The sequence below is a fragment of the Corynebacterium freiburgense genome, from assembly GCF_030408815.1.
GTDB classification, from domain to species: Bacteria; Actinomycetota; Actinomycetes; order Mycobacteriales; family Mycobacteriaceae; genus Corynebacterium; species Corynebacterium freiburgense.
Genome location: NZ_CP047355.1, coordinates 2,261,711 through 2,285,404, shown reverse-complemented (window position 1 = coordinate 2,285,404; position 23,694 = coordinate 2,261,711). Strand labels below are relative to the sequence as shown.

The 23,694-nt window shown below is 49.3% G+C and carries 21 protein-coding genes and 1 riboswitch; of the genes, 14 read left to right on the top strand and 7 right to left on the bottom strand.

Features of this window, described 5'->3' with window-relative positions:
• Positions 1-217 precede the first annotated feature (217 nt).
• The 3 genes from CFREI_RS10270 to proB all read left to right on the top strand — a co-directional run bounded on the left by CFREI_RS10270 (position 218) and on the right by proB (position 3,858).
• Positions 218-991: an LbetaH domain-containing protein gene (locus CFREI_RS10270; RefSeq protein WP_051255773.1), complete on the top strand. Its 774-nt coding sequence runs from the start codon at positions 218-220 to the stop codon at positions 989-991.
• A gap of 142 nt (positions 992-1,133) precedes the next feature.
• A complete protein-coding gene (gene obgE, locus CFREI_RS10265; RefSeq protein ID WP_027011711.1) occupies positions 1,134-2,636 on the top strand; it encodes a GTPase ObgE in 1,503 nt (500 codons plus the stop codon).
• A gap of 40 nt (positions 2,637-2,676) precedes the next feature.
• Complete coding sequence (proB, locus tag CFREI_RS10260) at positions 2,677-3,858, top strand: glutamate 5-kinase (RefSeq protein ID WP_420834523.1); 1,182 nt, start codon at positions 2,677-2,679, stop codon at positions 3,856-3,858.
• Positions 3,859-3,861: 3 nt separating this feature from the next.
• Here the strand turns inward: proB and CFREI_RS10255 are convergent, their stop codons facing one another.
• Positions 3,862-4,764: a hypothetical protein gene (locus tag CFREI_RS10255; protein WP_027011713.1), complete on the bottom strand. Its 903-nt coding sequence runs from the start codon at positions 4,762-4,764 to the stop codon at positions 3,862-3,864.
• An 80-nt stretch (positions 4,765-4,844) separates the two neighbouring features.
• Between CFREI_RS10255 and CFREI_RS10250 the strand changes: the two genes are divergently transcribed.
• The 6 genes from CFREI_RS10250 (at position 4,845) to CFREI_RS10225 (ending at position 9,558) form a co-directional block, all read left to right on the top strand.
• Positions 4,845-6,107 carry a glutamate-5-semialdehyde dehydrogenase gene (locus CFREI_RS10250; protein ID WP_027011714.1) on the top strand — a complete coding sequence of 421 codons (1,263 nt, stop codon included), beginning with the start codon at positions 4,845-4,847 and terminating at the stop codon, positions 6,105-6,107.
• 81 nt (positions 6,108-6,188) lie between these two features.
• Positions 6,189-6,494 (top strand): hypothetical protein, encoded by a 306-nt coding sequence (locus CFREI_RS10245; protein ID WP_027011715.1) that lies wholly within the window; start codon positions 6,189-6,191, stop codon positions 6,492-6,494.
• A 320-nt stretch (positions 6,495-6,814) separates the two neighbouring features.
• Complete coding sequence (gene nadD / locus CFREI_RS10240) at positions 6,815-7,498, top strand: nicotinate-nucleotide adenylyltransferase (protein WP_051255895.1); 684 nt, start codon at positions 6,815-6,817, stop codon at positions 7,496-7,498.
• Between the two features lie 70 nt (positions 7,499-7,568).
• Complete coding sequence (gene rsfS, locus CFREI_RS10235; protein ID WP_027011716.1) at positions 7,569-8,036, top strand: ribosome silencing factor; 468 nt, start codon at positions 7,569-7,571, stop codon at positions 8,034-8,036.
• A complete protein-coding gene (locus CFREI_RS10230) occupies positions 8,030-8,746 on the top strand; it encodes a histidine phosphatase family protein (RefSeq protein WP_027011717.1) in 717 nt (238 codons plus the stop codon). Before rsfS ends, CFREI_RS10230 begins: the two co-directional genes overlap by 7 nt.
• A 20-nt stretch (positions 8,747-8,766) precedes the next feature.
• Positions 8,767-9,558 carry a DegV family protein gene (locus CFREI_RS10225; RefSeq protein ID WP_027011718.1) on the top strand — a complete coding sequence of 264 codons (792 nt, stop codon included), beginning with the start codon at positions 8,767-8,769 and terminating at the stop codon, positions 9,556-9,558.
• 156 nt (positions 9,559-9,714) lie between these two features.
• Here CFREI_RS10225 and CFREI_RS10220 read toward each other — a convergent pair whose 3' ends face one another.
• Together CFREI_RS10220 and CFREI_RS10215 are read right to left on the bottom strand one after the other, a co-directional pair.
• Entirely contained in the window at positions 9,715-10,482 is a 768-nt protein-coding gene (locus CFREI_RS10220; protein ID WP_051255774.1) for a DUF4352 domain-containing protein, read from the bottom strand.
• 627 nt (positions 10,483-11,109) lie between these two features.
• Positions 11,110-12,372, bottom strand: coding sequence for an alpha-hydroxy acid oxidase (locus CFREI_RS10215; RefSeq protein WP_027011719.1), 1,263 nt, complete (start codon positions 12,370-12,372; stop codon positions 11,110-11,112).
• Between the two features lie 1,389 nt (positions 12,373-13,761).
• On the opposite strand from CFREI_RS10215, the gene CFREI_RS10210 reads away from it, so the two are divergent.
• The 3 genes from CFREI_RS10210 (at position 13,762) to CFREI_RS10200 (ending at position 16,962) form a co-directional block, all read left to right on the top strand.
• Positions 13,762-14,499: a ComEA family DNA-binding protein gene (locus tag CFREI_RS10210; protein ID WP_027011721.1), complete on the top strand. Its 738-nt coding sequence runs from the start codon at positions 13,762-13,764 to the stop codon at positions 14,497-14,499.
• A 139-nt stretch (positions 14,500-14,638) separates the two neighbouring features.
• Positions 14,639-15,316, top strand: a complete 678-nt coding sequence (locus CFREI_RS10205) for a ComEA family DNA-binding protein (protein ID WP_027011722.1) — start codon at positions 14,639-14,641, stop codon at positions 15,314-15,316.
• Positions 15,313-16,962: a ComEC/Rec2 family competence protein gene (locus tag CFREI_RS10200; RefSeq protein ID WP_027011723.1), complete on the top strand. Its 1,650-nt coding sequence runs from the start codon at positions 15,313-15,315 to the stop codon at positions 16,960-16,962. The genes CFREI_RS10205 and CFREI_RS10200 overlap by 4 nt, the downstream gene beginning before the upstream one ends.
• Before the next feature lie 11 nt (positions 16,963-16,973).
• On the opposite strand, the gene CFREI_RS10195 is transcribed toward CFREI_RS10200, so the two are convergent.
• Positions 16,974-18,395: a hypothetical protein gene (locus tag CFREI_RS10195; RefSeq protein ID WP_027011724.1), complete on the bottom strand. Its 1,422-nt coding sequence runs from the start codon at positions 18,393-18,395 to the stop codon at positions 16,974-16,976.
• Positions 18,396-18,423: 28 nt separating this feature from the next.
• Positions 18,424-19,011: a hypothetical protein gene (locus CFREI_RS10190; RefSeq protein ID WP_027011725.1), complete on the bottom strand. Its 588-nt coding sequence runs from the start codon at positions 19,009-19,011 to the stop codon at positions 18,424-18,426.
• 351 nt (positions 19,012-19,362) lie between these two features.
• Here CFREI_RS10190 and CFREI_RS10185 point away from each other — a divergent pair, with 351 nt between their 5' ends.
• Both CFREI_RS10185 and holA read left to right on the top strand, forming a co-directional pair.
• On the top strand, positions 19,363-20,187 hold the full coding sequence (locus CFREI_RS10185) for a TspO/MBR family protein (RefSeq protein WP_051255775.1): 825 nt from the start codon (positions 19,363-19,365) through the stop codon (positions 20,185-20,187).
• Positions 20,188-20,196: 9 nt separating this feature from the next.
• On the top strand, positions 20,197-21,153 hold the full coding sequence (gene holA, locus CFREI_RS10180) for a DNA polymerase III subunit delta (protein WP_027011726.1): 957 nt from the start codon (positions 20,197-20,199) through the stop codon (positions 21,151-21,153).
• 3 nt (positions 21,154-21,156) lie between these two features.
• On the opposite strand, the gene CFREI_RS10175 is transcribed toward holA, so the two are convergent.
• Both CFREI_RS10175 and rpsT read right to left on the bottom strand, forming a co-directional pair.
• Positions 21,157-22,539: a hypothetical protein gene (locus CFREI_RS10175; protein WP_027011727.1), complete on the bottom strand. Its 1,383-nt coding sequence runs from the start codon at positions 22,537-22,539 to the stop codon at positions 21,157-21,159.
• Between the two features lie 262 nt (positions 22,540-22,801).
• Positions 22,802-23,065 carry a 30S ribosomal protein S20 gene (gene rpsT, locus CFREI_RS10170; RefSeq protein ID WP_027011728.1) on the bottom strand — a complete coding sequence of 88 codons (264 nt, stop codon included), beginning with the start codon at positions 23,063-23,065 and terminating at the stop codon, positions 22,802-22,804.
• Positions 23,066-23,496: 431 nt separating this feature from the next.
• Positions 23,497-23,688: riboswitch (cobalamin riboswitch) on the top strand.
• The last annotated feature ends 6 nt before the right edge of the window (positions 23,689-23,694 follow it).

Sequence of the window (23,694 nt, the reverse complement as noted above, 5' to 3'; positions counted from 1 at the left end):
CCACACCAATCCGGCACAGCCGTGCCGTTCAAGTGAATTCGAGAGCATTCGAGTACACCATATTTCTTCAAGCAAACCTATTCGTAGGGGTACCTGACTGGGGGCGCTACGTTCCCAAGTTTGTTATTTCCATCCCTGAGTTTGGTGTTGTGTGCCTACGATGGAACGGTCTTTGGGGTTTGGCAATATTGCTGTTGGGAAATTGCGCAGGTAAAAAATGCAGAAGCACTATATGTGTACCAGTCAGAGTTTCGATCGTTTTGGGCATAGGTTGTACCGTATTCGGGCGTTAAAGAATTTGCCGCAGCATGGGGTGAAGCGTGGTGACCTCGGTGGCTGGGTGGAGGGTAGTGCTTCGCTTGGCGGTTCTGCTTGGGTGGCGGATGAGGCTGAGGTGTATGGCAATGCAAAAGTGTATGAAAATGCTTTGGTGTATGGGGATGCTTGGGTTTGTGGTGGTGCGCAGGTTTATGGAAATGCGAAGGTGGGGGAGGACGCTGTGGTGTATGGGAATGCAGAGGTGTATGGGTGTGCGCATGTGCTTGGGAAAGCTGAAGTTTTCGACGCCGCCAAGGTTTTTGAGGACGCGGTAGTTTCAGGTTTTACTCGGGTGGCGGGGAATGCGTGGGTGCGGGGTCGGGCCGAATTGCATGGGGATCTTTGGGTGCATAAGCATGCACGCATTGCCGCGCAAAGTGACTTTCTTTGTATTGGTCCACTTGCGCCGTTTGGTCAGCGTATTAATCTGTTTCGAACGGGTAATAAGCAGGGATATGTTTTGGAGGTGGGGTTCTGGTCGGGGACATTGCCTGCTTTGCCTGAACAATTAAAGCGTTGGGCCGAAAACGAGTGGGCGTTCGCCTCTGAGGAGGAATTGGCGCGTTGGCTAGCCGAATATCGGGCGCTTTTGCCGTTTTTGCGGCAGCGTATTTTATTGTGGCGTCCGAGTTCGCGGACAATACTCGAGTTTCCGGAGGCACTTTCGGGTTAGTACTTGCCAGTGTGTGCATTGTTTTGAGTATGTTTTTTGCGCGATGTAATGATAGTATGAGGCACTTTGTATTTGGCGCTGCAGCTTATTGTGGGCTTTCTTTTTAGCCTTGTTTTTGTTTTGTTGACTTGTAGGGAAAATAATGTCTCGTTTTGTTGACCGCGTTGTACTGCACCTTATGGCTGGCGATGGCGGTAATGGCTGTGCTTCGGTTCATCGGGAGAAGTACAAGCCATTGGGTGGTCCAGATGGCGGTAATGGTGGTCATGGCGGGGATATTATTCTTGAGGTGAGTCCGCAGGTTCATACGCTGTTGGATTTCCATTTCCGGCCGCATATTAAAGCGCAGCGTGGCGGTAATGGTGCTGGTGATCATCGAAACGGTGCTCGAGGTGAAAACCTTGTATTGCAGGTTCCGGCTGGCACGGTGGTGCTAAATAAGCAGGGGGAAGTGCTTGCGGATTTAACGGCTATTGGTACGCAATTTATTGCTGCTGCGGGTGGTCATGGTGGTTTGGGGAATGCTGCTTTGGCGAGCCGTGCTCGGAAGGCGCCTGGGTTCGCATTAAAGGGCGAACCGGGTGAACAGCATGATATTGTGCTTGAGTTAAAGTCAATGGCCGATGTGGGATTGGTTGGTTTTCCTTCGGCGGGGAAGTCTTCATTGGTATCTGTTTTGTCGGCAGCCCGACCGAAGATTGCGGATTATCCTTTTACTACATTGCAGCCAAACCTTGGCGTAGTGAATGTTGGGCATGACACATTTACTATTGCCGATGTGCCGGGGCTGATTCCGGGTGCTTCGGAGGGTAAGGGTTTGGGGTTGGATTTCCTACGTCATATAGAGCGAACTGCGGTGTTAGCGCATGTTGTGGATGTTGCGACATTGGAGCCTGGTAGGGACCCCATTTCAGATATCGACGCCCTGGAAGCTGAGCTTGCCGCGTATCAGTCGGCGTTGGATTCGGATACGGGTTTGGGGGATTTAAAGGATCGCCCTCGGGTTATTATTTTAAATAAGGCAGATATTCCAGAGGCGAAGGAACTAGCGGAATTTCTGCTGGAGGAACTGGAAGAAAAATACGGTTGGCCGGTTTTTATTATCTCCACGGTTGCTCGCCAAGGATTAGATCCGCTGAAGTATAAGTTAATGGAAATTGTGGCGGAGCATCGCCGGAAGCAGCCTAAGCAAAAAGCTGAAAAGCGAATGATTGTTCGCCCGAAGGCCGTGGACGGTAAGCGGGATTTCGTTATTGAAGCCGATCCGGAAATCCCAGGTGGATTTATTGTTCGTGGTGAAAAGGTCGAGCGTTGGATTCGCCAAACTGATTTTGAAAATGATGAGGCGGTCGGATACCTCGGTGATCGGTTGGCCAAATTAGGTGTGGAAGACGCATTGCTTAAAGCCGGTGCGGAAGAAGGTTGCACAGTTACTATTGGCGATATTTCCTTTGAGTGGGAGCCAATGACCGTCGCGGGCGTCGATACGCCACTAACGGGCAGGGGTACGGATGCGCGCCTTGAACGCACCGGCAGGGCCTCGGCGGCGGAACGTAAACGTGCTTCGCAGGTACGCCGCGGTTTGATAGATGAGTTCGATTATGGCGATGGTCAGGTCGCCGATCGTGAGCGCTGGCAGGGCTAATTTTGTGCGTCGGCGCAGCACCGGGATTACCATGTACCCCATGAGTTCTATGCTGCCATTGACGCCGTATTTGCCAGATCAGCCCGCGAAAAAGGCGGCGAATGGCACGCCGGCGAGTTTACGTGAGGGCATTGCTCAAGCGAAGCGGGTGGTGGTAAAAGTCGGATCCTCTTCGCTTACGGGGTCGGATTTTACGGTTGATCCAGCGCGGATCGATGCTTTGGTCGATGCGCTGCAAGCGCGGATGGGGCGCGGTTCTGATGTGATTGTGGTGTCTTCGGGTTCGATTGCTGCGGGCATGGCACCACTGGGCCTCACTCAGCGCCCTGCGGATCTGGCAACAAAACAGGCGGCAGCGAGCGTAGGGCAAGTACATTTGGCGCATGAGTGGGGCCGTAGTTTTGGTCGGTATGGTCGGGTGACGGGGCAAGTGCTGCTAACGGCTGGGGATGCGGGGCGTCGTGACCGGGCCCGAAACGCGCAGCGAACAATTGATCGGTTACGTCAGCTTCGTGCAGTCCCAATAGTAAATGAGAACGATACGGTCGCTACAACGGAAATGCGTTTTGGTGATAATGATCGCCTGGCTGCCATTGTTGCCCACCTTGTGAGTGCGGATGCATTGGTGCTGCTCTCTGATGTTGACGGGCTCTATAATAAAAACCCTGCGGAACCAGATGCGCAGTTTATTGCAGAAGTTCGCGATGGCAATGACCTTAAAGGTGTGATTGCGGGTGATGGGGGTGTGGTTGGTACAGGCGGTATGGCTTCGAAAGTGTCAGCGGCTCGGTTGGCATCGCGTTGTGGAATTCCAGTATTGCTGACCTCTGCCGACAATATTGCTGCGGCTTTGGGGCCTGCGGACGTCGGCACCGTGTTTTATCCCAAAGAAAATCGGTTGTCCGCATGGAAATTCTGGGCATTATATGCTGCAGATGTCGCAGGCACATTGCGTATCGACGCCGGGGCGGTTACTGCCGTAACCAGCGGCGGCAAATCACTGCTTGCGGTAGGAATTACCAGTGTTGAAGGGGAATTCCAGGCTGGTGAAATCGTGGAAATTATGGGGCCAGGTGGGCAGATTATTGGGCGTGGGGAAGTCAATTATGATTCCCAACTCCTTGGCTGGATGCTAGGCAAGCATACATCCGAATTACCGGCGGGGATGCACAAGCCGGTGGTCCACGCGGATTATCTCAGCGACTTTGCTTCCCGCGCCTAAACACTACGGTTGTGGTTCTGGTTCTGGCTGGTCCTTCTCGGCCTGTGGAAGCTGGAACGGTTGAATGTGGTCAAATCCAGCTTGTTGCGCGGTTATTTGAAATTCCCCAAGTGGAGTTTGGCAAATCAATGCGGCATTTTCGCCGTTACAATGCACATCGCCACGGCGGACCTCAATCGGACGTGGGGAAGGGGTATCAGCAAATGGGGCAAGCGGTTGGGCGGTGCCAAGATCATAGAGTTCTGCCCCGATCCGGAATTGTCCCGCAAGTCCCGCAGCGGTTTTTGTGCCGCAGGTAATGAATTCTGGATCCTTTTCTAGGTCCGCATGTTCCGGAATAAAACACGCAATCTGGTCCCCTGGCGCATCGAGGCTGGTTAATGTGAATTTATGGCCCTTTTTCCCGCCAAATGTTGCGGAGACTCCACCAGTTTCTTTTGGGGGGTCTTTACGTTGATATAACTCACCACTATTGGTTTCTAGAGCGGATTCCGTGCTTTTTAGCCAAGTTTTCCCACCACCGGTGGCGCATATAAATTCCTTATCGGTCACACCGCATTCAATACTATCGTGTTTGATTTTTGCCCCTGCTGGCAAGAATGCTGGCTGCGGACCTTCAGCTGGTGCGTCTTTTCTATTTGGTGTGTCTGTTCTATTACGGTCACGAATCTGCTCGATTTTATTATCAGCAATTTTCCAGCGCTGATCGCCGTCGCGGCATTCTAATGTATTGTCTTTGAGCGTGCATTGGTGCCCATGCCGGGTTTGAAATGTTTCGTGGGAGAATTCAATTTGGGTCAGCTTCTGGAAGGTAGTGTCCAGTTTTTCTGCTGAGGCTGGGGTGGCGCTAAGGCTGAATGCGGCGAGTGAAATTCCACACGCCAAGATAAGGGGCAAGGCACGCATCGCTTTAAACCTTTCTAGTGTTTATGTGTATAGCGTATCTGCGAACCATAAGTTTTGGGGGTCAAGCTACACTTGTGCGCATGAATAGTGCCCGAGAAAACGAACGAGAACAAGTCCTAGCATTAGCACGCGCGGCCAAAGAAGTAGCCCGAAATATAGCGATGTTAACCACCGATGCAAAGAATCGCGTGTTACTTGCCGCTGCTGATGCGCTCGAACAGCAGGCCACGCGCATTTTAACGGCGAATGCTCAGGATATTCAGGATGGTCGCGCCGCTGGCTATCCCGAATCTTTTATCGATCGTCTGGCTTTATCTCAGGAACGTATTGCCGGCATTGCTGGCGGATTGCGTCAAGTTGCCGCACTGCCCGATCCGGTAGGGGACGTCCTTTCCGGAAAGACATTGCCCAATGGGATTCGGATGCAACAGGTTCGGGTACCCCTGGGGGTAATGGGCATGGTGTATGAGGCACGCCCAAATGTAACTGTGGATGCTTTTGGGCTGGCCCTAAAATCTGGAAACGTTGCATTATTACGCGGCTCTAAATCTGCCCGCCATTCGAACACGGTACTAGTGGAAATTCTGCAGGAAACACTTGTAGCTCATGGCTTACCTGCCGCTGCGGTCCAGCTTTTACCTTGCGAAACTCACGATAGTGTGCAAGATCTTATTACTGCCCGCGGCCTTGTTGATCTGGTGATTCCCCGAGGTGGCGCGAAACTTATCGAAGCTGTGGTTACAAACGCTACCGTTCCTACCATTGAAACTGGTGTAGGTAATTGCCACTTTTATATTGACCATGATTGCGATCTGGATCAGGCGATTTCCATGCTTCTTAATGGCAAAACCCGTCGCGTCAGCGTATGCAATGCTACCGAAACTGTGCTGCTGGACACTAAGCTTGACGACGTCGCAAAGCGCAGCGTTGTAGCTGCCCTTCAGGCCGCGGGGGTCACTGTCCACGGTGATGTGGAAACACTTGGCTGTGATATCGAAGCTACAGAAGAAGACTGGGCTACTGAATACCTCTCGATGGATATCGCCCTTGCTGAAGTAGACGGCGTCCAAGGCGCCATCGAACACATAGCCCGTTGGAGCTCGGGACATACCGAAGGCATTGCCACACGCAATATCCAAACTGCCCAAACATTCGCCACTGCTGTTGATTCCGCAGCCGTAATGATTAATGCATCCACGGCTTGGACTGACGGTGAGCAATACGGATTTGGAGCAGAAATCGGAATCTCTACTCAAAAACTCCACGCTCGTGGCCCTATGGCTCTTCCCGAACTCACCTCTACTAAGTGGATCCTAACTGGCAATGGGCATACAAGGCCCTAAAAGTTTAATAAATTCTATAGCTTTACACTCTCAATCGCGCTACGGTGAAGGCTGCCTGCACCCCAAGGGGAAGGAAGACAAATGCCAGCGCAATACCAGACAAACGAACCAACACGCCAAGGCATCCAAATCTTCACGGTGCTCACCGGCATTACCGTTATAGGAATCCTGGCGTGGCACTTTATTCGACTCCTTATTAATGCGAGCGCCCCGTCCCAAGACTTTATCCTGGTGGCCGCCCTATTTGGAGTGTTCCTTGGCGGCATTTACCCAGGGTTCCTAGGAAAACAACGGCTCGGCGGCCTTGTAGCCACATGGATTTGCGCAAGTTTGCCCCTCGGAGTATTTCTCGGACTTAGTACTGCCTACCTTATATGGATTAGCTAACCACGACTCTGATGCAGTTCAAGCACAGCTGGTGCGGGTGGGGCTGGTGGGGCTTCACTTTGGCTGGTGGGGCTTCACTTTGGCTGGTGGGGCTCGCGGTGGCGTTGCTAAGTGGCAATCAACCCTGGTTGCGTTAAGCAGGGGATATCTTGCGGGCTAAGGGTTACGTGGGGTTTGTCGCCGATTACACCATGTTGTGCCCAATTGGTGTTTTTGGCGACACTATTTATGGAAATAAAACAATATTCCCACTAATGGCATATAAGGAGTCTTTCTTCCCAAGCTCTAGCGGTACAATCTTTGCCATGTCCTCCACTGAAATGGTCCCCAATTCCAATTCCAAGACTGCCCTGGAGTGTGTTTCGCAGAATCCCCAGCGGATTGGGATCATGGGTGGCACATTCGATCCAATCCATAATGGTCACTTAGTGGCGGGATCTGAAGTGGCGGATCAGTTTGAGCTGGATCTCGTAGTCTTTGTCCCAACAGGTCAGCCTTGGCAGAAGTCACACCGTCGGGTATCGCCAGCGGAACATCGGTACCTTATGACAGTAATAGCCACGGCTTCTAATCCTCGTTTTCAAGTGAGCCGGGTTGATATTAATCGCGGGGGGCAAACATATACTGTGGATACATTGCATGATCTGCGGAAGGTGTACCCGGATGCGGAGCTGTTTTTTATTACCGGCTCGGATGCTTTGGCGCAGATTGTCACTTGGCACAACTGGGAAGAAATGTTTGAACTGGCTCACTTTGTGGGGGTTACTCGGCCTGGCTATGAACTTTCCCATGATTTGCCCTTGCAGCAAAGTTCAAAAGTTTCTTTGATTGAGATTCCGGCTATGGCGATTTCTTCTACGGATTGTCGGTTGCGTTCCGCTGCTGGTCGTCCGGTGTGGTATCTCGTTCCTGATGGCGTAGTGCAGTATATTGCGAAGCATTGTTTGTATCAGGATTGGCCGACGAATGGGATGTCGGCAAGCCTAGGGTCAGGTGACCAATAGAGCAATAAGTAGCTTAAACCTTACGTTCTATGGGAGACTTGATCGGAACCCAAGGATTATAAGGACTAGTGTGACTGCTTCTGATTTTTCTCTTTCATTAGCTCGGGCTGCGGCGTTGGCTGCGGATGAGAAGCTTGCCCAAGAAATTGCGGTAATTGATGTTTCGGACCAGATGGTGATTACGGATTGTTTTGTCATTGCCTCGGCTGATAATGAGCGTCAAGTGAGCGCAATTGTGGACGAGGTCGAAGAAAAGTTGCGTGAGCTTGGGGCTAAGCCGGTGCGTCGTGAAGGTGTTCGGGAGGGGCGTTGGGCGCTGCTTGATTACGGCGATATTGTTATCCATATTCAGCGCAAAGAGGAACGTGAATTCTATGCGTTGGATCGTTTGTGGCGAGATTGCCCACTGATTGATATTGAGGGGATTGAAACTCCAGTTCGCCCCAAGGCTTGGGAACGCGATGTTGACGTTCGCAATGTTTCCTCCATCGATCAGATCCCACTTGCGGATCAAGAGCCAGATATGGATGAATTGTGAGACGCCTTATTTTGCTGCGCCATGGGCAGACCGAATACAACGCGTCTAAGCGTATGCAGGGGCAGCTGGACACCAAGCTTAGCGACTTTGGAATCGAACAGGCGCACAATGCTGCCCGCTATCTTTCGCAACGCCCTATTCGTGCGATTTTGTCCTCCGACCTTAGCCGCGCCCACGACACCGCGCTTATTGTAAGTAAGCTTATCGACGTCCCGGTGATCACCGATTCCCGGTTGCGTGAAACCAACCTCGGGGAATGGCAAGGTAAGAGCCATCAAGAGGTTGATGCGCAATATCCAGGTGCTCGTGCCCGTTGGCGCCACGATGTAACTTGGGCGCCTCCAGGCGGTGAAACTCGATTGCAAGTAGCGGCCCGGGCCCGTGAAGTAATCGATGAAATGATGGTTAAGTTCCCTGAATGGGAAGACAAAACGGTGCTATTGGTAGCTCACGGTGGCACTATTAGTGCGCTTGTTGCCAGCCTGCTCGGCATGACTACCAATGAAGAGTTTATTATGTTTTCCGGGCTAAAAAACACCTGTTGGGGAAGACTTACCGCTCGCCCTAGGTTCCACCCAGAAACTCTAGGAGCTGATGGTCAGCCGATAGTTCCTGATGCCCGTTTTACCGAAGAAAATATCCATGACGCCCAGTGGTACCTTGATGGTTGGAACATGGGTGTAGCACTAGGTCTTGAACTTGATAAATAGCGTGTAAAGGGAGTCCCGCCGTGGCCGTCCGTATAGTCACAGATTCCTCATCCTGCCTACCCGCCGAAATCGCAACAGTATTCGATATCACCGTTATTGATCTGCACATTATGAATCGTGGTGATGATCGAACCACCGCCGGGCTCAATCCCCTTGAACTTGTTGCCTGCTACGCGCGCCAACTCGAACGCGGCGGCGATGACGGCGTCGTCGCCCTGCATATATCAAAAGAACTTTCCGCAACCTGGTCCAATGCGGTAACAGCCGCAGGTATATTCGAAAACACGGTTAGGGTTCTAGATACCAATAGCGTTGGTATGAGCCTTGGCAGTGCTGCCATTGCCGCAGCCACATGTGCCCAAGCAGGCGGCAACCTCGAAGCATGTGCAGATGCCGCAACCAAAATCCTTGAACGTGCGGAAACCTGGCTCTACGTGCACCGAATCGACGAACTACGCAAATCAGGCAGAGTATCCGCAGCCACAGCTCTGATGTCGACAGCGCTTGCTACCAAACCGATCATGCACCTTAAAGACGGAAAACTTGAAGTAGTCGGTAAAACCCGAACCCAGGCCAAAGCATTCGCCAAAATAGTCGATCTTGTAAAAACCAATCTGGCTGGTGGAACCGGAGAAATCACGCTCCAACAACACGAAGCTCGCGAAGCCGCACGCCGTCTGCGCGATATGCTTACCGAAACGCTCACCACCGAAGAGCCCCCAAATATCACCATTATCGATATGGAACCTGTACTGGCAATTCACTCTGGACCAGGCTCCATCGCAATAACAGTGGTGCGGGATACTGATTAGACAAGAGGCTTTACTGTACGAATTAGTTCGCTGTGGTTTTTAGCTTAAAGCCGCCCATTCTTATCGAAGGGCGGCTTAGCGATAGCAGCTAAACTACAGTGTTTGCAGAATCTGGATGAGGCAGCGGTAAGACACCTCTTTTTTCGCTTGTGGAATTTAGATACCTACACGCCAGGACGCTTCATCGGTAGAAAACAGTTCAAGTTTCGGCTTGTATACCAGGAGATATTCGCCGGGCTCACTATTTTCAAAGCAAACGTTTCCAGAGATGGTACCGCCAGGAGCGAGTTTGCCATGTTCAAGATCGTTTTTCCCAGAATAGGTTGGATCGCTAATTACTCCGCTTGGATTTTGAATTGTCCAATCCCAGTAGCCCTGGAAATCAACTTGCTTATCGCCGGTATTTACATAAGTTACTTCAGCGCAGGCGCGTGGTCCGAGGAACTCAACCTCGACAATTTGGAACGAATTAACGCCAACTTCGAGTCCTTCTCGGCCTGTGAATGTTGATCCTAGCGTCAGTTCAGTATTGCTATCCTTCCCATCTGAGCCTTGTTGGTCGTTTCCAGTTTCTTCAGCAGCTTGATTGCTTTGGCTCGCCCCGGATTGTGCGGAAGAAGATTTATTCGAACCCCCTTGCGAGGCAACGACAGCGAAAATGGTACCTAAAACGATTAGTGCGATAAAGGCACCAATAATAATTGCCGCCCATTTAAAGCAGCCTCCACTTTTCTTAGGTTGAGGTGCCATCTGAGGATAATTTTGAGGAAAAGCTTGGGGGCCGAATTGCGGTTGACCAATCGGGCCTTGTGGCTGTCCATTGGCGGAGAAATTTGGCGGCGATGCTGCAAAAGGGTTTTGTGATTGCTGCATGTTAGCGTCGTTTTCTCCAGAAAAACCCGGTGGTTGATTTGGTGAGCTCATTCTCTCTCCTTGGCTGCAATATTTGACACAATGGGTGCTAATTATGTGATTAAGATAAGAGTAGCTGACAGATAAAATTTAGACTAAAAAAAGTCTTGTGTAAGGTTTTGGGTGGGGGTAGGGAATTTTTGTGAGGACATCGGACCTTTGTAATAAAAAATGCCTAAAAGCATGGAAGAACTGCGGATATGTATGGGTAGGCGGCCAATGTAAGTATTTAAGTAAATAAAAATCCGATTCAGCAAAATTGCTAAAGGGGGTATATTGTGGCCTATCTGAATACACAACGATCCCTGTATTTAAGGTGATTCGTCGACTGACATGCCAGCGCTATGTTTGTTCGAAACTGTTGTTGTGTATTTAACCCGGTGAAAGGTAACTGAGCGTTTGGCATCAAAGGACTATTTTTAGTTTCGCAGTTATATTACAAAAGCTGACTGGAGGGACTACTAAATTTTAAATCCGTAAATTTTTTACTTCGCGAACCTCTACGCCAGATTTCTTGAATTCAGTTATTTTCTTATTCCCGAGGGCATCGAAACTCTTGTTAAGGCTTAGAAATACAATGCGGAAAAGCCCCGGCCAGCAAACATAGCTGCTGGTCGGGGCGTCGAAAAGCGTTGGAGGTTAGAAAACCCGTTCGCTGGAGGTGCCGTGTTTCGGGGTGAGGCGTGTCAATTGAGTGACGTGCTGGGGCCCGAGTTCCTCAATGGTTTCCACCTGAAGGAGCTGCATTGTGCGGCGGACCTGCTCGGCAAGGATTTCGATAGCGCGATCAACCCCTGCCTCGCCGCCAGCCATCAGTCCGTACAAATAAGCGCGACCAATAAAGGTGAATTTGGCGCCCACTGCAAGCGCGGCAACAATATCCGCACCATGCATAATTCCGGTATCCATCGTGACTTCAAGGTCTTTGCCAACCTCTCGAACAACTTCTGGAACAAGATGGAACGGAACAGGGGCACGGTCAAGCTGGCGACCGCCGTGGTTGGAAAGAATAATGCCATCAACACCAAGATCGGCAAGCTTCTTGGAATCTTCGACATTTTGGACGCCCTTAACCACAAGTTTTCCAGGCCAAATTGCTCGGATTTCTTCAAGGTCCGAAAATTGGATCGAGGGATCCATTGCCGCGTTGAGCAATTCTCCTACAGTTCCGCCTGTCGTAGTGAGAGACGCAAATTGCAGTGGTGGGGTGGTGATAAAGTCCATCCACCACCAAGGGCGAGGAATCGCATTGAGCACAGTGCCGAGAGAAATCTCCGGTGGAATAGAGAAGCCATTGCGCTTATCTCGAAGACGTGCACCCGCGACCGGAGTATCAACAGTAAAGAACAAAGTATCGAAGCCAGCTTTAGCGGCGCGCTCTACGAGACCGTAGGAAATCTCGCGTTCGCGCATTACATAAAGCTGGAACATATTACGGCCAAGCGGGTTCGCAGCTTTCACATCTTCGATCGAAGTAGTGCCGAGTGTAGAGAGACAGAAAGGAATGCCAGCCTTGCCAGCTGCTGCCGCGCCAGCAAGCTCACCCTCTGTTTGCATTAAGCGCGTAAAACCAGTCGGAGCAATGCCGAATGGGAGTGCGGAAGGGCCCCCGAAAACTTCGCAGGAAGTATCAACCTTTGAAACGTCTTTCAGGATTGATGGATGAAACTCGACATCGCGGAATGCTTGGCGAGCGCGATTCATTGAGATTTCATCGTCAGCTGCGCCATCGGTGTAATCAAAAGCAGCGGCAGGGGTGCGACGCTTTGCAATTCGACGAAGATCTTCAATCGTCTGAGCTTGCCTTAGTCGGGCGCGTTTAAGGTTGAGATCCGGCTTTTTAAACTGGAGCAGATCGAAAATTTCGCTGGGATTGGGGACCTGCCGTTTGACCTTGGCCATCAAGGATCCTTCCTACTTGGTATTACCTTGGGAACATCAAGCTCCCAATATCCTTCATTCCGCCAGGGTACCCTTACCTAAGTTAATCGGTAAAGAGGTATTGCAAATTCAAGCTTAATTTTTGAAGTATGGGCGTTTGTGCTGGGAATATGGAATCAAGAATGATGCGAATGCAATAGCTGTGCGGGTGTAAAAATACGGGCTGGTGTTACGGGATTAACTATTGGGGTTTGTGATTTTGTAGCTGGTGTGACTGAAGGGGGTGTGGTTTGTGGCTTGGTTTTCAGGTTGTGTGGCCGGTGGTTTAGTTGTGTGCTTGTGGTTTAGTTGTGTGCTTGTGGTGAGCTGGGATTTGGTTGGGGGTTGGGAGGCCTTTTTGGAGCCTGGGTGGGAGGTGCTTGGTCTGGTTGGCCTTTTCGGGGGTCTGGTTGGGCGCTGGTTGGGCGTGTTGTCACAGATTCCATTTTTTCAGGCGATTTTATGGAATCTGCGACACGATAGGTAGGGAACCTGTCACAGATTCCATTTTTTTCACTGTTTTAATGGAATCTGCGACAAACCCCAGGTCAACGCTTGTGCGCAAGATTGGTTGCTGTCACAAATTCCATTTTTTTCACTGTTTTAATGGAATCTGCGACAGTAGGCATGAAAACATCACTAGTTCAATAGGGTGCGCCTATCAAACACCCCGGAAAACGGCTCGAAGGCTCGGGAAACCAACCAACTCACCCAGGAAACCAACTCAAACCCCCGGGAAACTCTGGAAAAGCAGCCAACCCACCCCGAAAATCAGGCAGATCTGACACACCCCACCACCCAACAAGGCAAATTTCACATCACCCACAACCCGCCGCCGCATTTCCCCAGCTCACACCCCCAAACCGAAAGCCAACAACATAAATCTGCCGGCCTGAGCCTTTCCCAGGCCCGGCTAGCCTTTCCTGGCCTGCCCCAGACCTTCCAGGCCCCTGCTTCAAGCCTTCCCAGGCCTTGACTGGATTTACTTAAGCCTCTTGGGTAAACCCGCCAAAGACCATCTGCCACGAAGACCGTTCCCAGAGACTTCGACGCTCCCAAAACCGCTCATATTGGTATTGCCGTTATCGAAAAACCATAGTCTTTTAGCTATAACTGTAAGCCGAATATAATCCATGCGAGCAATTCCGATGCAATTAGGTAAATATGTTCGATTGAAAAATCGACGGCTCTAAGGGAACTATTTCGGGGGACTGCTCTGGTGCAGTATTCATACATTGTTTAATGCTCTACCCTGGGCCATTGCGTATTTTTCACAGAATTGTGTGAACTTCGTTGACGTATCTGGATAATTCCCCTAAAAAGTCCGACTAAACGCTGACTTTTAGGTTGTGAGTTGTCTAGCGTGGATGTATGGGAATCGTTGCAGGTGAAATGTCAGGTCAGAGGCAGGAACAACGACAAGGATCGAAGCGTCAAATTTGGTTCAAATGGTCGGCAGCGTTATTGATCGGCGTCGGCTGCTATATGTATTTTTCGCAATCACGATATCAGTGGCAGTTCCAATCACCTATAGTGCGTAAACCTCTTCCAGATCAGAAACATCAGCCAGCGATAAAAGTACTTGAGCCAGCTCAATTCACATCGGTCAGCAACGACCAAAAGATTGTTTCTAGCACTATAAAAGCCGAGCAACCAGAGCCCGCCTTCAAGTCCGATATTGAAACACCAGCGTCTGACATCGCAACTAGCTTGAAAGCCAGTACATCGACGGATTATATATCGAACGAAACATCAAACGATTTGCAAAACCAAGTAGTTGATCCAGCAGTTTCGCAAAGTGCCGCCACTCAAAAATCAGAAGCTACCCATCAACCAGAACATGTTTCAGTAGATAGCCACTCCAGTTCTGCTACGACTACTCCAGTTGTCCCTCCGATTCCCGCTGTACCTGATGCCCACAAATTAAATATCAATACGGCGACGTTCGAGATGTTGGATAATTTGCCTGGTGTTGGAGCGGTAACGGCTCGTGCAATTGTGCGGTATCGGGATGCTCATGGTGGGTTTGACTCGTTAGAGGATTTACAGAAGGTCAAGGGTATTGGGCGGCAGAAGTTCCGCTGGTTGGAAGGGATGCTTACCGTGTAGTTGAGTTTTGTGATTTTTGCAAGACTCACGTGGATTTGCTTGCCGTGATCTGTGGAGAACTTAGAGTTGTCCACAGTTTTGGTGTCGTTTGTTTGTGCATTGCTGGTGTTTGGGCTGGGTGCTCTTTAGCGTGTGCGCTATGGGTAGTGCTCTTGAGAGGTTAAAGGAATTTACGGCTCCAACTGGGGAAGAGGAGCTTCTTGACGTCGAATATCCGGAGCCCCGTTTTGGGGTTTCGGTTCGCCAAGGAGCGATTTTTGGCGGTGTTTTAGTACTTGGCTTGGTTGGTTATTTCCTAGTGTTTGCGCCGGATCCGCCTACTGAGCAGCATTCCTTTGCATCAGCATTGGCGGTTTCTACTACGGAATCGAGTGTCCCGAGTACGGAGGTTGTGGTTTCAGTTGTTGGTGAAGTGGAGCGTCCCGGGTTAGTGACACTGCCCCCGGATGCTCGGATCGCTGATGCATTAGCACATGCTGGCATTAAACCGGAGGCGAATATTATTGCGGTAAATCAAGCGCAGAAGGCAGCGGATGGGATGCAGATTGTGGTTCCCCCGATAGGTGCTCCGGTGCCGCCAGCGGAGGGCGTCGATCCGCAATCGCCGCCTGGTTCGGGTGGCTCTGGTTTAGTGAGCTTGAATGCTGCGACTGTTGCGCAATTGCAGGAATTGCCGGGTGTCGGGGAGAAAACAGCGCAGGCTATCGTGGATTTTCGGGATTCCCATGGTGGCTTTTCGAGCGTGGACCAATTGCAGGAGGTGAAGGGGATTGGTGCTGCAAAGTTTGAGCAGCTCAAAGGTTTAGTTACGTTATGACCGAGCTGCGTTTGGTGCCGCTGGCATTCATAATGTGGGTTACGACGGCCGCCGTAGTGTTCCGGTTATCGTGGGTTGCTGTCGTGGCTTTAATACTGGTGTTCGTTATTGCAATTGCCGTTCGTCAGTTCGGTCAAGCGGTGCTATTGCTTGTTGGTGGCACCGTTACTTTTGTGCTTTCTTCTTCAAGAGTTGCAGCTGCAAACCTAAAAGTGCCAACCCAACTCCGAGGATTTCTAGTGGAACATCCTCGTAAGGTTCGGGAGGGGACATGGGTTACTGCATTGCGTTCTCCGGATTTTCCGGCAGATGTTCCTTTGATTATGAGTACTGAGCCGCCGGCTGCGGGAGCTTTTCTTGAGGTGAGCGCAAAGACGAAGCCTAGCGATCGCGCGGGGTTGGTTCAGGAATTAGTTATAGCTAATCAGTTTGAAGTGCTTTCGCCTCCCCAGGGTTGGCAAGCTCTTACTGCGCGTATTCGATTAACGTTTGCGCAGGCAGCGGAACAATGGCTAAGTTCGGATTCTTCTGGGTTGGTGCCTGGAATGGTGCTGGGTGATACGAACATGCAGTCGGAGCAGGAGAGGCAGCTCTATATTGATACTGGGCTTTCGCACCTTACCGCAGTCAGTGGTTCAAATGTTGCAATAGTCGTTTCTTCAGTATTGATTGTTGCTCGTTTTATAACCTGCCCGCCCAAGCTTCAAATCGCCATGGCGTTTGGTTCGCTAATAGGATATCTAGGCATTGTTGGCACTGAGCCAAGTGTTCTAAGGGCCGGGATAACCGGAGTTATTGGCTTGCTTGCTTTGGTAAATAGTTCGAAAATGCAGCCGGTTCATGGGTTGGCGTTGGCTATATGTTGTTTAATGGTCTGGGATAGCAATCTGGCCGTGGAATTTGGATTTTTGCTTTCGGTTGCAGCGACAGCTGGAATCGTGATTTTGCAGCCGCTACTATTGCCATCACTAACACGGATTTCTTTGTACGGAAAACGCATTCCGGAAATCGTTGCACGAGCCCTCGGGATCGCAATAGCAGCAGATCTCACAACCGCTCCAATAATCGCAATTATGAGTGGTCGTGTGCCTTTGGTTTCGGTGGTCACAAATCTACTTGTCGCGCCTGTGATCGGTTTAATTACTGTACTTGGTATCGTGTCTGTGGTCTGCTCTTTATTACCGGGCAAACTGGAACGTGTGCCGTTTTTCATAGTCGATCCATGTGCAAAATATGTTCATTGGGTAGCTGAAACATTTGTGGGTCCGGAGATTTATGCTCCTTCTATGTGGATTCTCTGCGGTTGCTTGTGGATCGCATACGGATTCTATCGCGGGTTTGGAAAACACATTGTTGGAGCATTTCTAAGTATTGTTGCTCTTTGGTATTTCCCCTCGGCTAGTGCTTTTCGACGTCCCGCTGAGGTGCCGCTCAATTGTCTTAATGTGGTTGTAGAACAGAAGATCGTGGATGAGTATGAACCGCCAGAGGGGACGCAGGTGGTTGTGGTGCTTGATGCTGAGGGGCGTCGAAAAGTGCGGCCAACGATTACTCGGCGCGGAATACCGGTGTTATTTCCCAATCGGGATGGGGAGGTTTTCGTTTTAGAAGACGGTACGCAGCGCGCTGCGGACGGCCGGTTTTAGTTATGTGCGACCTAATTACCCAAGGGGTGAATTGGAATGTATATGCGAATTACTTTGTTTTCCTTGGTATCCTGCCCATCCGGCGTTACAACAAGTGTTCCATTGACAATTTTAATTTCGCGTTTCAGGTTTGGGATTGTAAAGAGATCTTTTCCATTTGTGGTGTCCAGTAAAGTCAACTGTTTGGAATCAGACTTAAACTTAAGCACTAGTTCACCATTTTGAGATACGGTGGCTATATTTTCATTTGGTTTAGTGGTAAATGCGGGTATATTTTCGTTTAGTCGATAAAATGTGTAAAGATCCTTTAAATTATTGTGGAACTTAATTTCACCTTCCGAATTTACAACTATATATTCGTTTTTCGCCAATTGGAGATACGGTTCTATATGGTACGAAAGAGCGGTTTCGTTATTGCCCGCGAGATTGCTATTCGAGGGGAGTATTTGATCGATAAGAGGCTCCGAAGTCGTTAAGCTGCTTTGGTTATGGAAATATTCTAAGCGGAAATCTGAATTTCCTGAATAGATAAACCATCCGTCCGCAAGTAGAGAGCTCAGAGATCCAGGATTAAACAAAATCGTAGCCTCCCCAGTTTGTGCATTATATAGATTTGTCGAATTCGTTTTTCCGCCCTGTGTTATTCCCGTACAGCCGAAAATGGCGTTTTCGTAGATAACGCCACAAGAAGTCGCTTTAAAAGGTCCGGCTTGCCAAATCCTCTGGTTGTTTTGCACTGCAACTGCAAAATCAGAAACTCCAGAATCTTTTTGTTCAGCGTGGACGTGGACAATTTCAATGTCTCCGAATGAAAATGCATCCTCAACTGAGTGAAATTCTAATTCCGAATCGGTATTGGACACTACGTCTCCAGTATTGGCATCAATGGTTAGTATTGCCTTAGAATCGTCGCCGCTAATGCAGTGCACCATCATATTATCCGTGACTTCACTGCATGAACTCGCAGGTACGGAATAGCGTGTTTTGCCGTCTACTGCGCTAATCCCTTCAAGAAGCGTATTGTCTTTATTTACAATCAGGGTTTCTTGGTGGACGTCAGTGCCCAAGAATGCAGGATTATCTCCTTTAACTTCAAATATCTTATATCCTGTTTTGTAGTCATTATGTAGAAATAATTTGTTGGTATTTGGCTTTGCCCGAAAATCAGGGTTCCGGTCTGTTATGGGTATCCGCGGCACTTCTGGTACTGGAGTGAGTGTGGATGTGGGCGAGGAGGATAAGGGGGTTGTGTCGGAGGTTGAGATACTAATTTCCGGCAATAAGGCGGTGAACATTTTCGTTACCGGTAGTACATAAAATGCGATCGCTAGGCATAAAGCAATAAGGTGTGTTAGTAAGCCCAGTGTCAAACTCACTATTGCAATGCCTCGGAAATCATCTTGAGGTGGGGTTTGATGCTGCTCTTTATTCACTGGGCTGTACTTTCTAGTGGAGCAAACGTTAGTTTTCTACATCGTAGAATACTTCTCGAACATTTGTAACCTCCCCATTGTGAGCATTTATTGTAGTTACCTTGGTTGAAACGCTTTCTTCAGAGACCATGCCGGGATCTTTAAATTCTGTGCAAATAATGGTGGCGTCTTTTGTGGTAAAACCACAATGTAGATTCTTCTCCACGTTGTTTTTCCATACGTACTCACCGTTGTGTGCAGCAGCTAACCATGAGAATCCGTCTTTACCAGTGTCTTCCTCGATTAATATGATGTCTGCTTCTTCAAGGTTGCCAAGGTACATTACCGTTGCTCTGCTTTGGGGCACGGGGTACGTGTGTAGTGTTTGCCCGGAATGGATATCAATCGCTTGAATTTCGGGCTTATCTGGGTTTCCGCAGTACACCATGTTGTTCTGTGTCACATGGCTGCACTCATTGCTTTCTAGCTCAATTTTGTTATTTGCTTCGGCAATAGGGATGCTGGCTCCGTATAAGTTTGTTGCGGCAATACTTGTTATTCCTAGAGCCAAAATAATTGCGATGAGAATACGGTAAATGTGACGTTGAAATCGGGGATGGGGTAGCTGCGTAGTCATTATTTGGAAACCTGTCCTGTGGGTAGGGTAACGGTTTTCGGTCGCGCTGTTATATAAAAGAGCTGGTCGTGCAGTACAGGAGCTATTATAGCCTTTGGTTATATCCTTTCAAGGTTCTATAGCAGTGCCCTATATCATCTGTTCTTTTAGGATTAACGTTGATCAGTGTCCAGGTGGTTAAACAAAAAGATAGCTAAATTACCGCTTCATGAAAATAAATTAATATTAACGCGAAAACGCGCCGCGCCACCCAAAAGTAAGTAAAATGCGATATTCTGGTTTTGGGTCTTGTCGTTGCGCCCCATCGGGTGTTTCGTGCCCCAGATATGTTAGGAGGGGATCGTGATATCAATGTCGGATTCAACTGTCCGCTTTTGGGAAGATCGTGCAACGAAGTGGCTTTCTGTGATTGCACTGGTTGTGACCATCGGTATCAATACATTTGCTAATACATTCCGAATCGGCGGTTTTACCACCGGCGAAATTTCAAGTAGATATCCGAGCCTTTTTACGCCTGCTGGTTTTACTTTTTCTATTTGGGGCGTAATTTATACCTTGCTCGCCGTTTATTCGGTCTATCAGTTTTCGGTGATTCGACAGCGAGCTAAATCATGTGTTGACGAGCAGATTTATAATCGTATTGGAGTGCTGTTTATTGCCTCTTGTCTGCTAAATGTAGGTTGGATTTTTGCATGGCATTATAGAGTTATTGACGCTTCACTTTTGCTAATTGTAGGATTGTTTATTGTCCTTTCAATGATTGTTCGTAAAGTGCACCAGCTGACTTTTTCAGAACGCACAGCATGGGATTATATTTGTATAGTCGTTCCATTTATGGTTTATTTTGGCTGGATTACGGTAGCGATGGTAGCAAACACCAATGCTTGGCTTGTAAGCATTGGCTGGAAGGAATTTTATATCAATCAACCATTTTGGTTTGCTGCTGCGCTACTTATCGGATTTTCTATTGGTGTTTGGAACTCAATATATCTCCGTGATATTGGCTATGCGTTGGTGCTCGTTTGGGCGGCATTTGGCATTTTTATGCGGCATATTGGGGGTACGGAAAATCCTTCGGATTTCCCCATAATCATTAGTGTTATCTCTGTCGCTTTGGCGATTTTGATCGCTAATTTGGTGTATGTCGGTGTGCTTCAGCGGCGCGCGCGTATGTAGACCTCTACTATGGTTGCTGTGATTTCCCCGGTGCATCTTATTTTGGGTGACGAGCCTTTTCTCGCCGAACGTGTCCGTAGCGAACTCATCGCACATATTCGCGCACAGATCGGCGGGGAAGTCCCGGTTTCTATTGTTCGAGCAGGCGATATCGGTGTACCAGAGCTTGCGGAATTGCTCAGCCCTTCGCTTTTTGCGGAGGACCGTATTGTGGTAGCTGCGAAAACCGATGAGGCCGGGAAAGAGCCGTCCCAGTTGCTTCTCGACGCCGCCTCCAATCCGGCCCCAGGAATCTACCTGATTATTGTGCATTCCGGTGGCGGACGAACGAAAGCAATGGTGAAAAAATTCCGGCAGGTTTCAAAAGTCCATGAGGTAACTCCGTTAAAACCTAGTGAGCGACCAGGTTTTGTTACTTCGGAATTTCGGCGGCACAATGTTCGCGTCACAGCGGATGTTGTGCATGCTGTTTTAGAGGGCGTCGGCAGTGATCTGCGTGAGCTTGCCTCCGCAATAAGCCAGTTGGTGGCCGATACGGGTGGCAATGTCACATTAGAAAAGGTGCGCGAATATTATGCCGGGGTGGCAGAAGTCAGCGGATTCGATATAGCTGACCTTGCGTGTACTGGTCAGCTAGCAAAGGCAGTGGCTTCAACTCGGCGGGCGCTACAGCTTGGAATGAGCCCAGTTATGCTTGCCGCCGCACTGTCGAGCAATGTCGGTGCGATTGCGCGTCTGTATTCAACGCGGCAAATAAATGCAAACCAATTGGCGAGTGTGGTCGGGATGCCACCATGGAAAGTGGACAAAACTGCGAAGATCGCTCGGCGGTGGTCTGGTGATGCTGTGTCAAAGGCAGTAATTATTATGGGCGAGCTGGATGCAGCAGTAAAAGGGCAATCGGTTAGCGCCGAATATGCAATCGAAAAAGCGGTCCGGGAAATCGCCGAGCTCGCGGCAAAGTAATGGTTATTCCGGAACCGGGACGACCACAGTTACTTTCTGCGTAGATGCATCTACCTGTTGTTTTACTGCAAACCAACCTCGATTAATAGTGAGTTCGGTATTAATGTCCTTCGGCGAACTATAAAGCTCTTTAAATGCCTCTAAATCTTTAAGGAAGTACGAATCTTCAGATTCCGCCAGTACGAGGTGCCCATTGGTCGCTAGCGAAGCTACTCGTTCACCGCCATATAGGGTAAATACCGGGGTCGAGGAATTTGGTCGTGAGAAGACCCGTGGCGTGGAACCATTTCCAATCTGACGTAAAACTGGGACGTGTGCGGCGTCGAAAAGCAAGAGCGGCTTTTCTACCATAAAACCCAATTCATTTGGAGGTTGGGGCGAAGAATCACCAGTGTGGAGTGGTGTATTCCAAGGAAACACATCACCAACAATTGAACTTGGGTCTGTTGTGTGCGTGTATTCTGCACCATCGGTGCCTAGATAGCGGAGTTTATCATCGGTTTTCTCAACCCAGCCATGGGAGGCGGTAAGTGCTTTTCCTTTCGTTTCGGTGGTATGAAAAGTGGAGCCAGAAAATGCATTAATAAAACTTAGCCGATATGTATCCCCATCCTGCTCGCTGCAAATCACCGTTGTATTTTGTGCAGTCAAACCACAATGAGATTCAGGTGGGATCTTTGCTTCCCAACGAACTGTATGGAAATCGGCAATAGCAACAATAATATCTTGCTGATCTGTGGTTTCTATCTGTACCAGGTCGAGGTTTTCAATCGAACCTAACAGTCGAATATTTGCAATATTCCCTGGGAATGGAATAGTGCCATGTACTTCCCGGAAGTGTGTATCAAATACCGTAATTTCCTCAAGCTCCGGGTTTGCGCAATAGGTCAAACTACTAAATGTAACTTCGGTGCAACCTCGGGCAGGAAAGCTCTCAAGCTGGTCGAATGTATTTGCGTCATAGAAATTGAGTGAATCGTCGATATTCACCATAAACGAAAGTAAATCGTTAGAGGCACCAATAAACTCGACATGGGCACCTGTGAACTCCTTCCTGTGATTTCCACGTTCGAAAGCCGGCGTGAGATATTCAGAGTTATCGTTTGGGGCCAGCCAGAGGTTAGAAACCTGACGGTTTATAGGGCGATCTGGTTGCTGAGGGTCCAATAAAGCAGCCACATTTTTATTCGCATTTGGCTCAGACTGAGCAGCCCGGATAGGCGAGTGAGGGGTAGGCTGTTGCGCCGTCGATTGTTGCTGCGCTGGCACTTCTTTTAGAAACGACAAAAAATTCGGCATTGTGCAACCAGTACAGAATGCGGCAATGCATGTAGATAAGGCGATCATGGAAGTTACAGATCGCCGGTGGAAAGCGGAAAAAGGCATGGTCAATCACCGAATTTCTACAATTCACAGGTGGCTACTAGCATACTCACTTTCGCTATCCAGAACGTCATCGTTAACCTATCGTGGGGGTAGTATTTATGCAGCGCACAAAGGAAATATTCGCACACATGGGCGTAAGTCCATGTGAGGCAGAAAGAGCAAAAACCCGCCAATCAAAACCATTCATATCTATTACCAGTGGTGGCGGGTATGAAATGGTTGTTTGGCGGGTATTGAACTACAGCCTAAACCAGGCTGTAAATTAAGCCATCTTATTGAAGGCGCGAGCCATAGAAGATTTCTTATTGGCCGCATTATTGCGGTGGAATACGCCCTTGGTTACTGACTTATCCAGGGCCCGGGAAGCGATACGAAGCTGGGTCTCTGCAGCTGCCTTGTCGCCAGATTCAACAATCTCGCGGAACTTACGAATCTCAGTACGAACGGCAGAGCGGATAGCCTGGTTGCGTACGCGGCGCTTTTCGTTGGTGCGAATGCGCTTCATTTGGGACTTAATATTAGCCACGAAAATACCTCTTAAATATAATAGGGATGAAACACCACTCTGTAGGCGTTTCCTGGCATTATGCTTTTTGCAAGTTATTCATAGGCGGACCCAAGGTCCTGCCCGCCTAAACACTTGCACCTACAAAGTGAAGAACACAGGGAGTGTAGCAAGCAATACGCCGTGATGCCAAACCCACATGGGAAATTGTTGCGAGCAAAACTGCTTAGAGATCCTTCTGAATGCTGCGCAATAAGGATGCTTTTCCTGATGCTTTAGTGCTGGAACGGTACGTATTTTCCAACAGCACATTTCAAAAGGAGCTGAGGAGGAGGTCCTATAGGGAAAACTGCACTGGTGTTTATGATTCAACAGACGAGAGGATGAACTCGGATGGAGTTTCGTGGCAGCATTTTGACTTAATACCTTGTTTTTATATACAGCTAAACGTGCTAGGTTGGGGGTGTTGCAGTGCTCGGGAATGCTGGTGAGAATCCAGCAGCGGCCCTCGCCACTGTATGTTTTGTTGTTTGTTACTCAGAACCTGGTGTTCTTTTGCCACTGCGTCAAACGTGGGAAGGCGTGTGTAGTAGCAGACGGTAACAAAGCGAAGCCAGGAGACCGGCTGCAACATTGCACAGGTATTGGTC

Coding starts and splice junctions, on each gene's coding strand:
- CFREI_RS10270 (WP_051255773.1), top strand. CDS start 218: ATGCAGAAGCACTATATGTGTACCAGTCAGAGTTTCGATCGTTTTGGG.
- CFREI_RS10200 (WP_027011723.1), top strand. CDS start 15,313: ATGACCGAGCTGCGTTTGGTGCCGCTGGCATTCATAATGTGGGTTACG.
- CFREI_RS10210 (WP_027011721.1), top strand. CDS start 13,762: ATGGGAATCGTTGCAGGTGAAATGTCAGGTCAGAGGCAGGAACAACGA.
- CFREI_RS10175 (WP_027011727.1), bottom strand. CDS start 22,539: ATGCCTTTTTCCGCTTTCCACCGGCGATCTGTAACTTCCATGATCGCC.
- CFREI_RS10190 (WP_027011725.1), bottom strand. CDS start 19,011: ATGACTACGCAGCTACCCCATCCCCGATTTCAACGTCACATTTACCGT.
- nadD (WP_051255895.1), top strand. CDS start 6,815: ATGGTCCCCAATTCCAATTCCAAGACTGCCCTGGAGTGTGTTTCGCAG.
- CFREI_RS10245 (WP_027011715.1), top strand. CDS start 6,189: ATGCCAGCGCAATACCAGACAAACGAACCAACACGCCAAGGCATCCAA.
- holA (WP_027011726.1), top strand. CDS start 20,197: ATGGTTGCTGTGATTTCCCCGGTGCATCTTATTTTGGGTGACGAGCCT.
- CFREI_RS10250 (WP_027011714.1), top strand. CDS start 4,845: ATGAATAGTGCCCGAGAAAACGAACGAGAACAAGTCCTAGCATTAGCA.
- CFREI_RS10255 (WP_027011713.1), bottom strand. CDS start 4,764: ATGCGTGCCTTGCCCCTTATCTTGGCGTGTGGAATTTCACTCGCCGCA.
- obgE (WP_027011711.1), top strand. CDS start 1,134: ATGTCTCGTTTTGTTGACCGCGTTGTACTGCACCTTATGGCTGGCGAT.
- CFREI_RS10215 (WP_027011719.1), bottom strand. CDS start 12,372: ATGGCCAAGGTCAAACGGCAGGTCCCCAATCCCAGCGAAATTTTCGAT.
- CFREI_RS10205 (WP_027011722.1), top strand. CDS start 14,639: ATGGGTAGTGCTCTTGAGAGGTTAAAGGAATTTACGGCTCCAACTGGG.
- CFREI_RS10185 (WP_051255775.1), top strand. CDS start 19,363: ATGTCGGATTCAACTGTCCGCTTTTGGGAAGATCGTGCAACGAAGTGG.
- CFREI_RS10220 (WP_051255774.1), bottom strand. CDS start 10,482: ATGAGCTCACCAAATCAACCACCGGGTTTTTCTGGAGAAAACGACGCT.
- proB (WP_420834523.1), top strand. CDS start 2,677: ATGAGTTCTATGCTGCCATTGACGCCGTATTTGCCAGATCAGCCCGCG.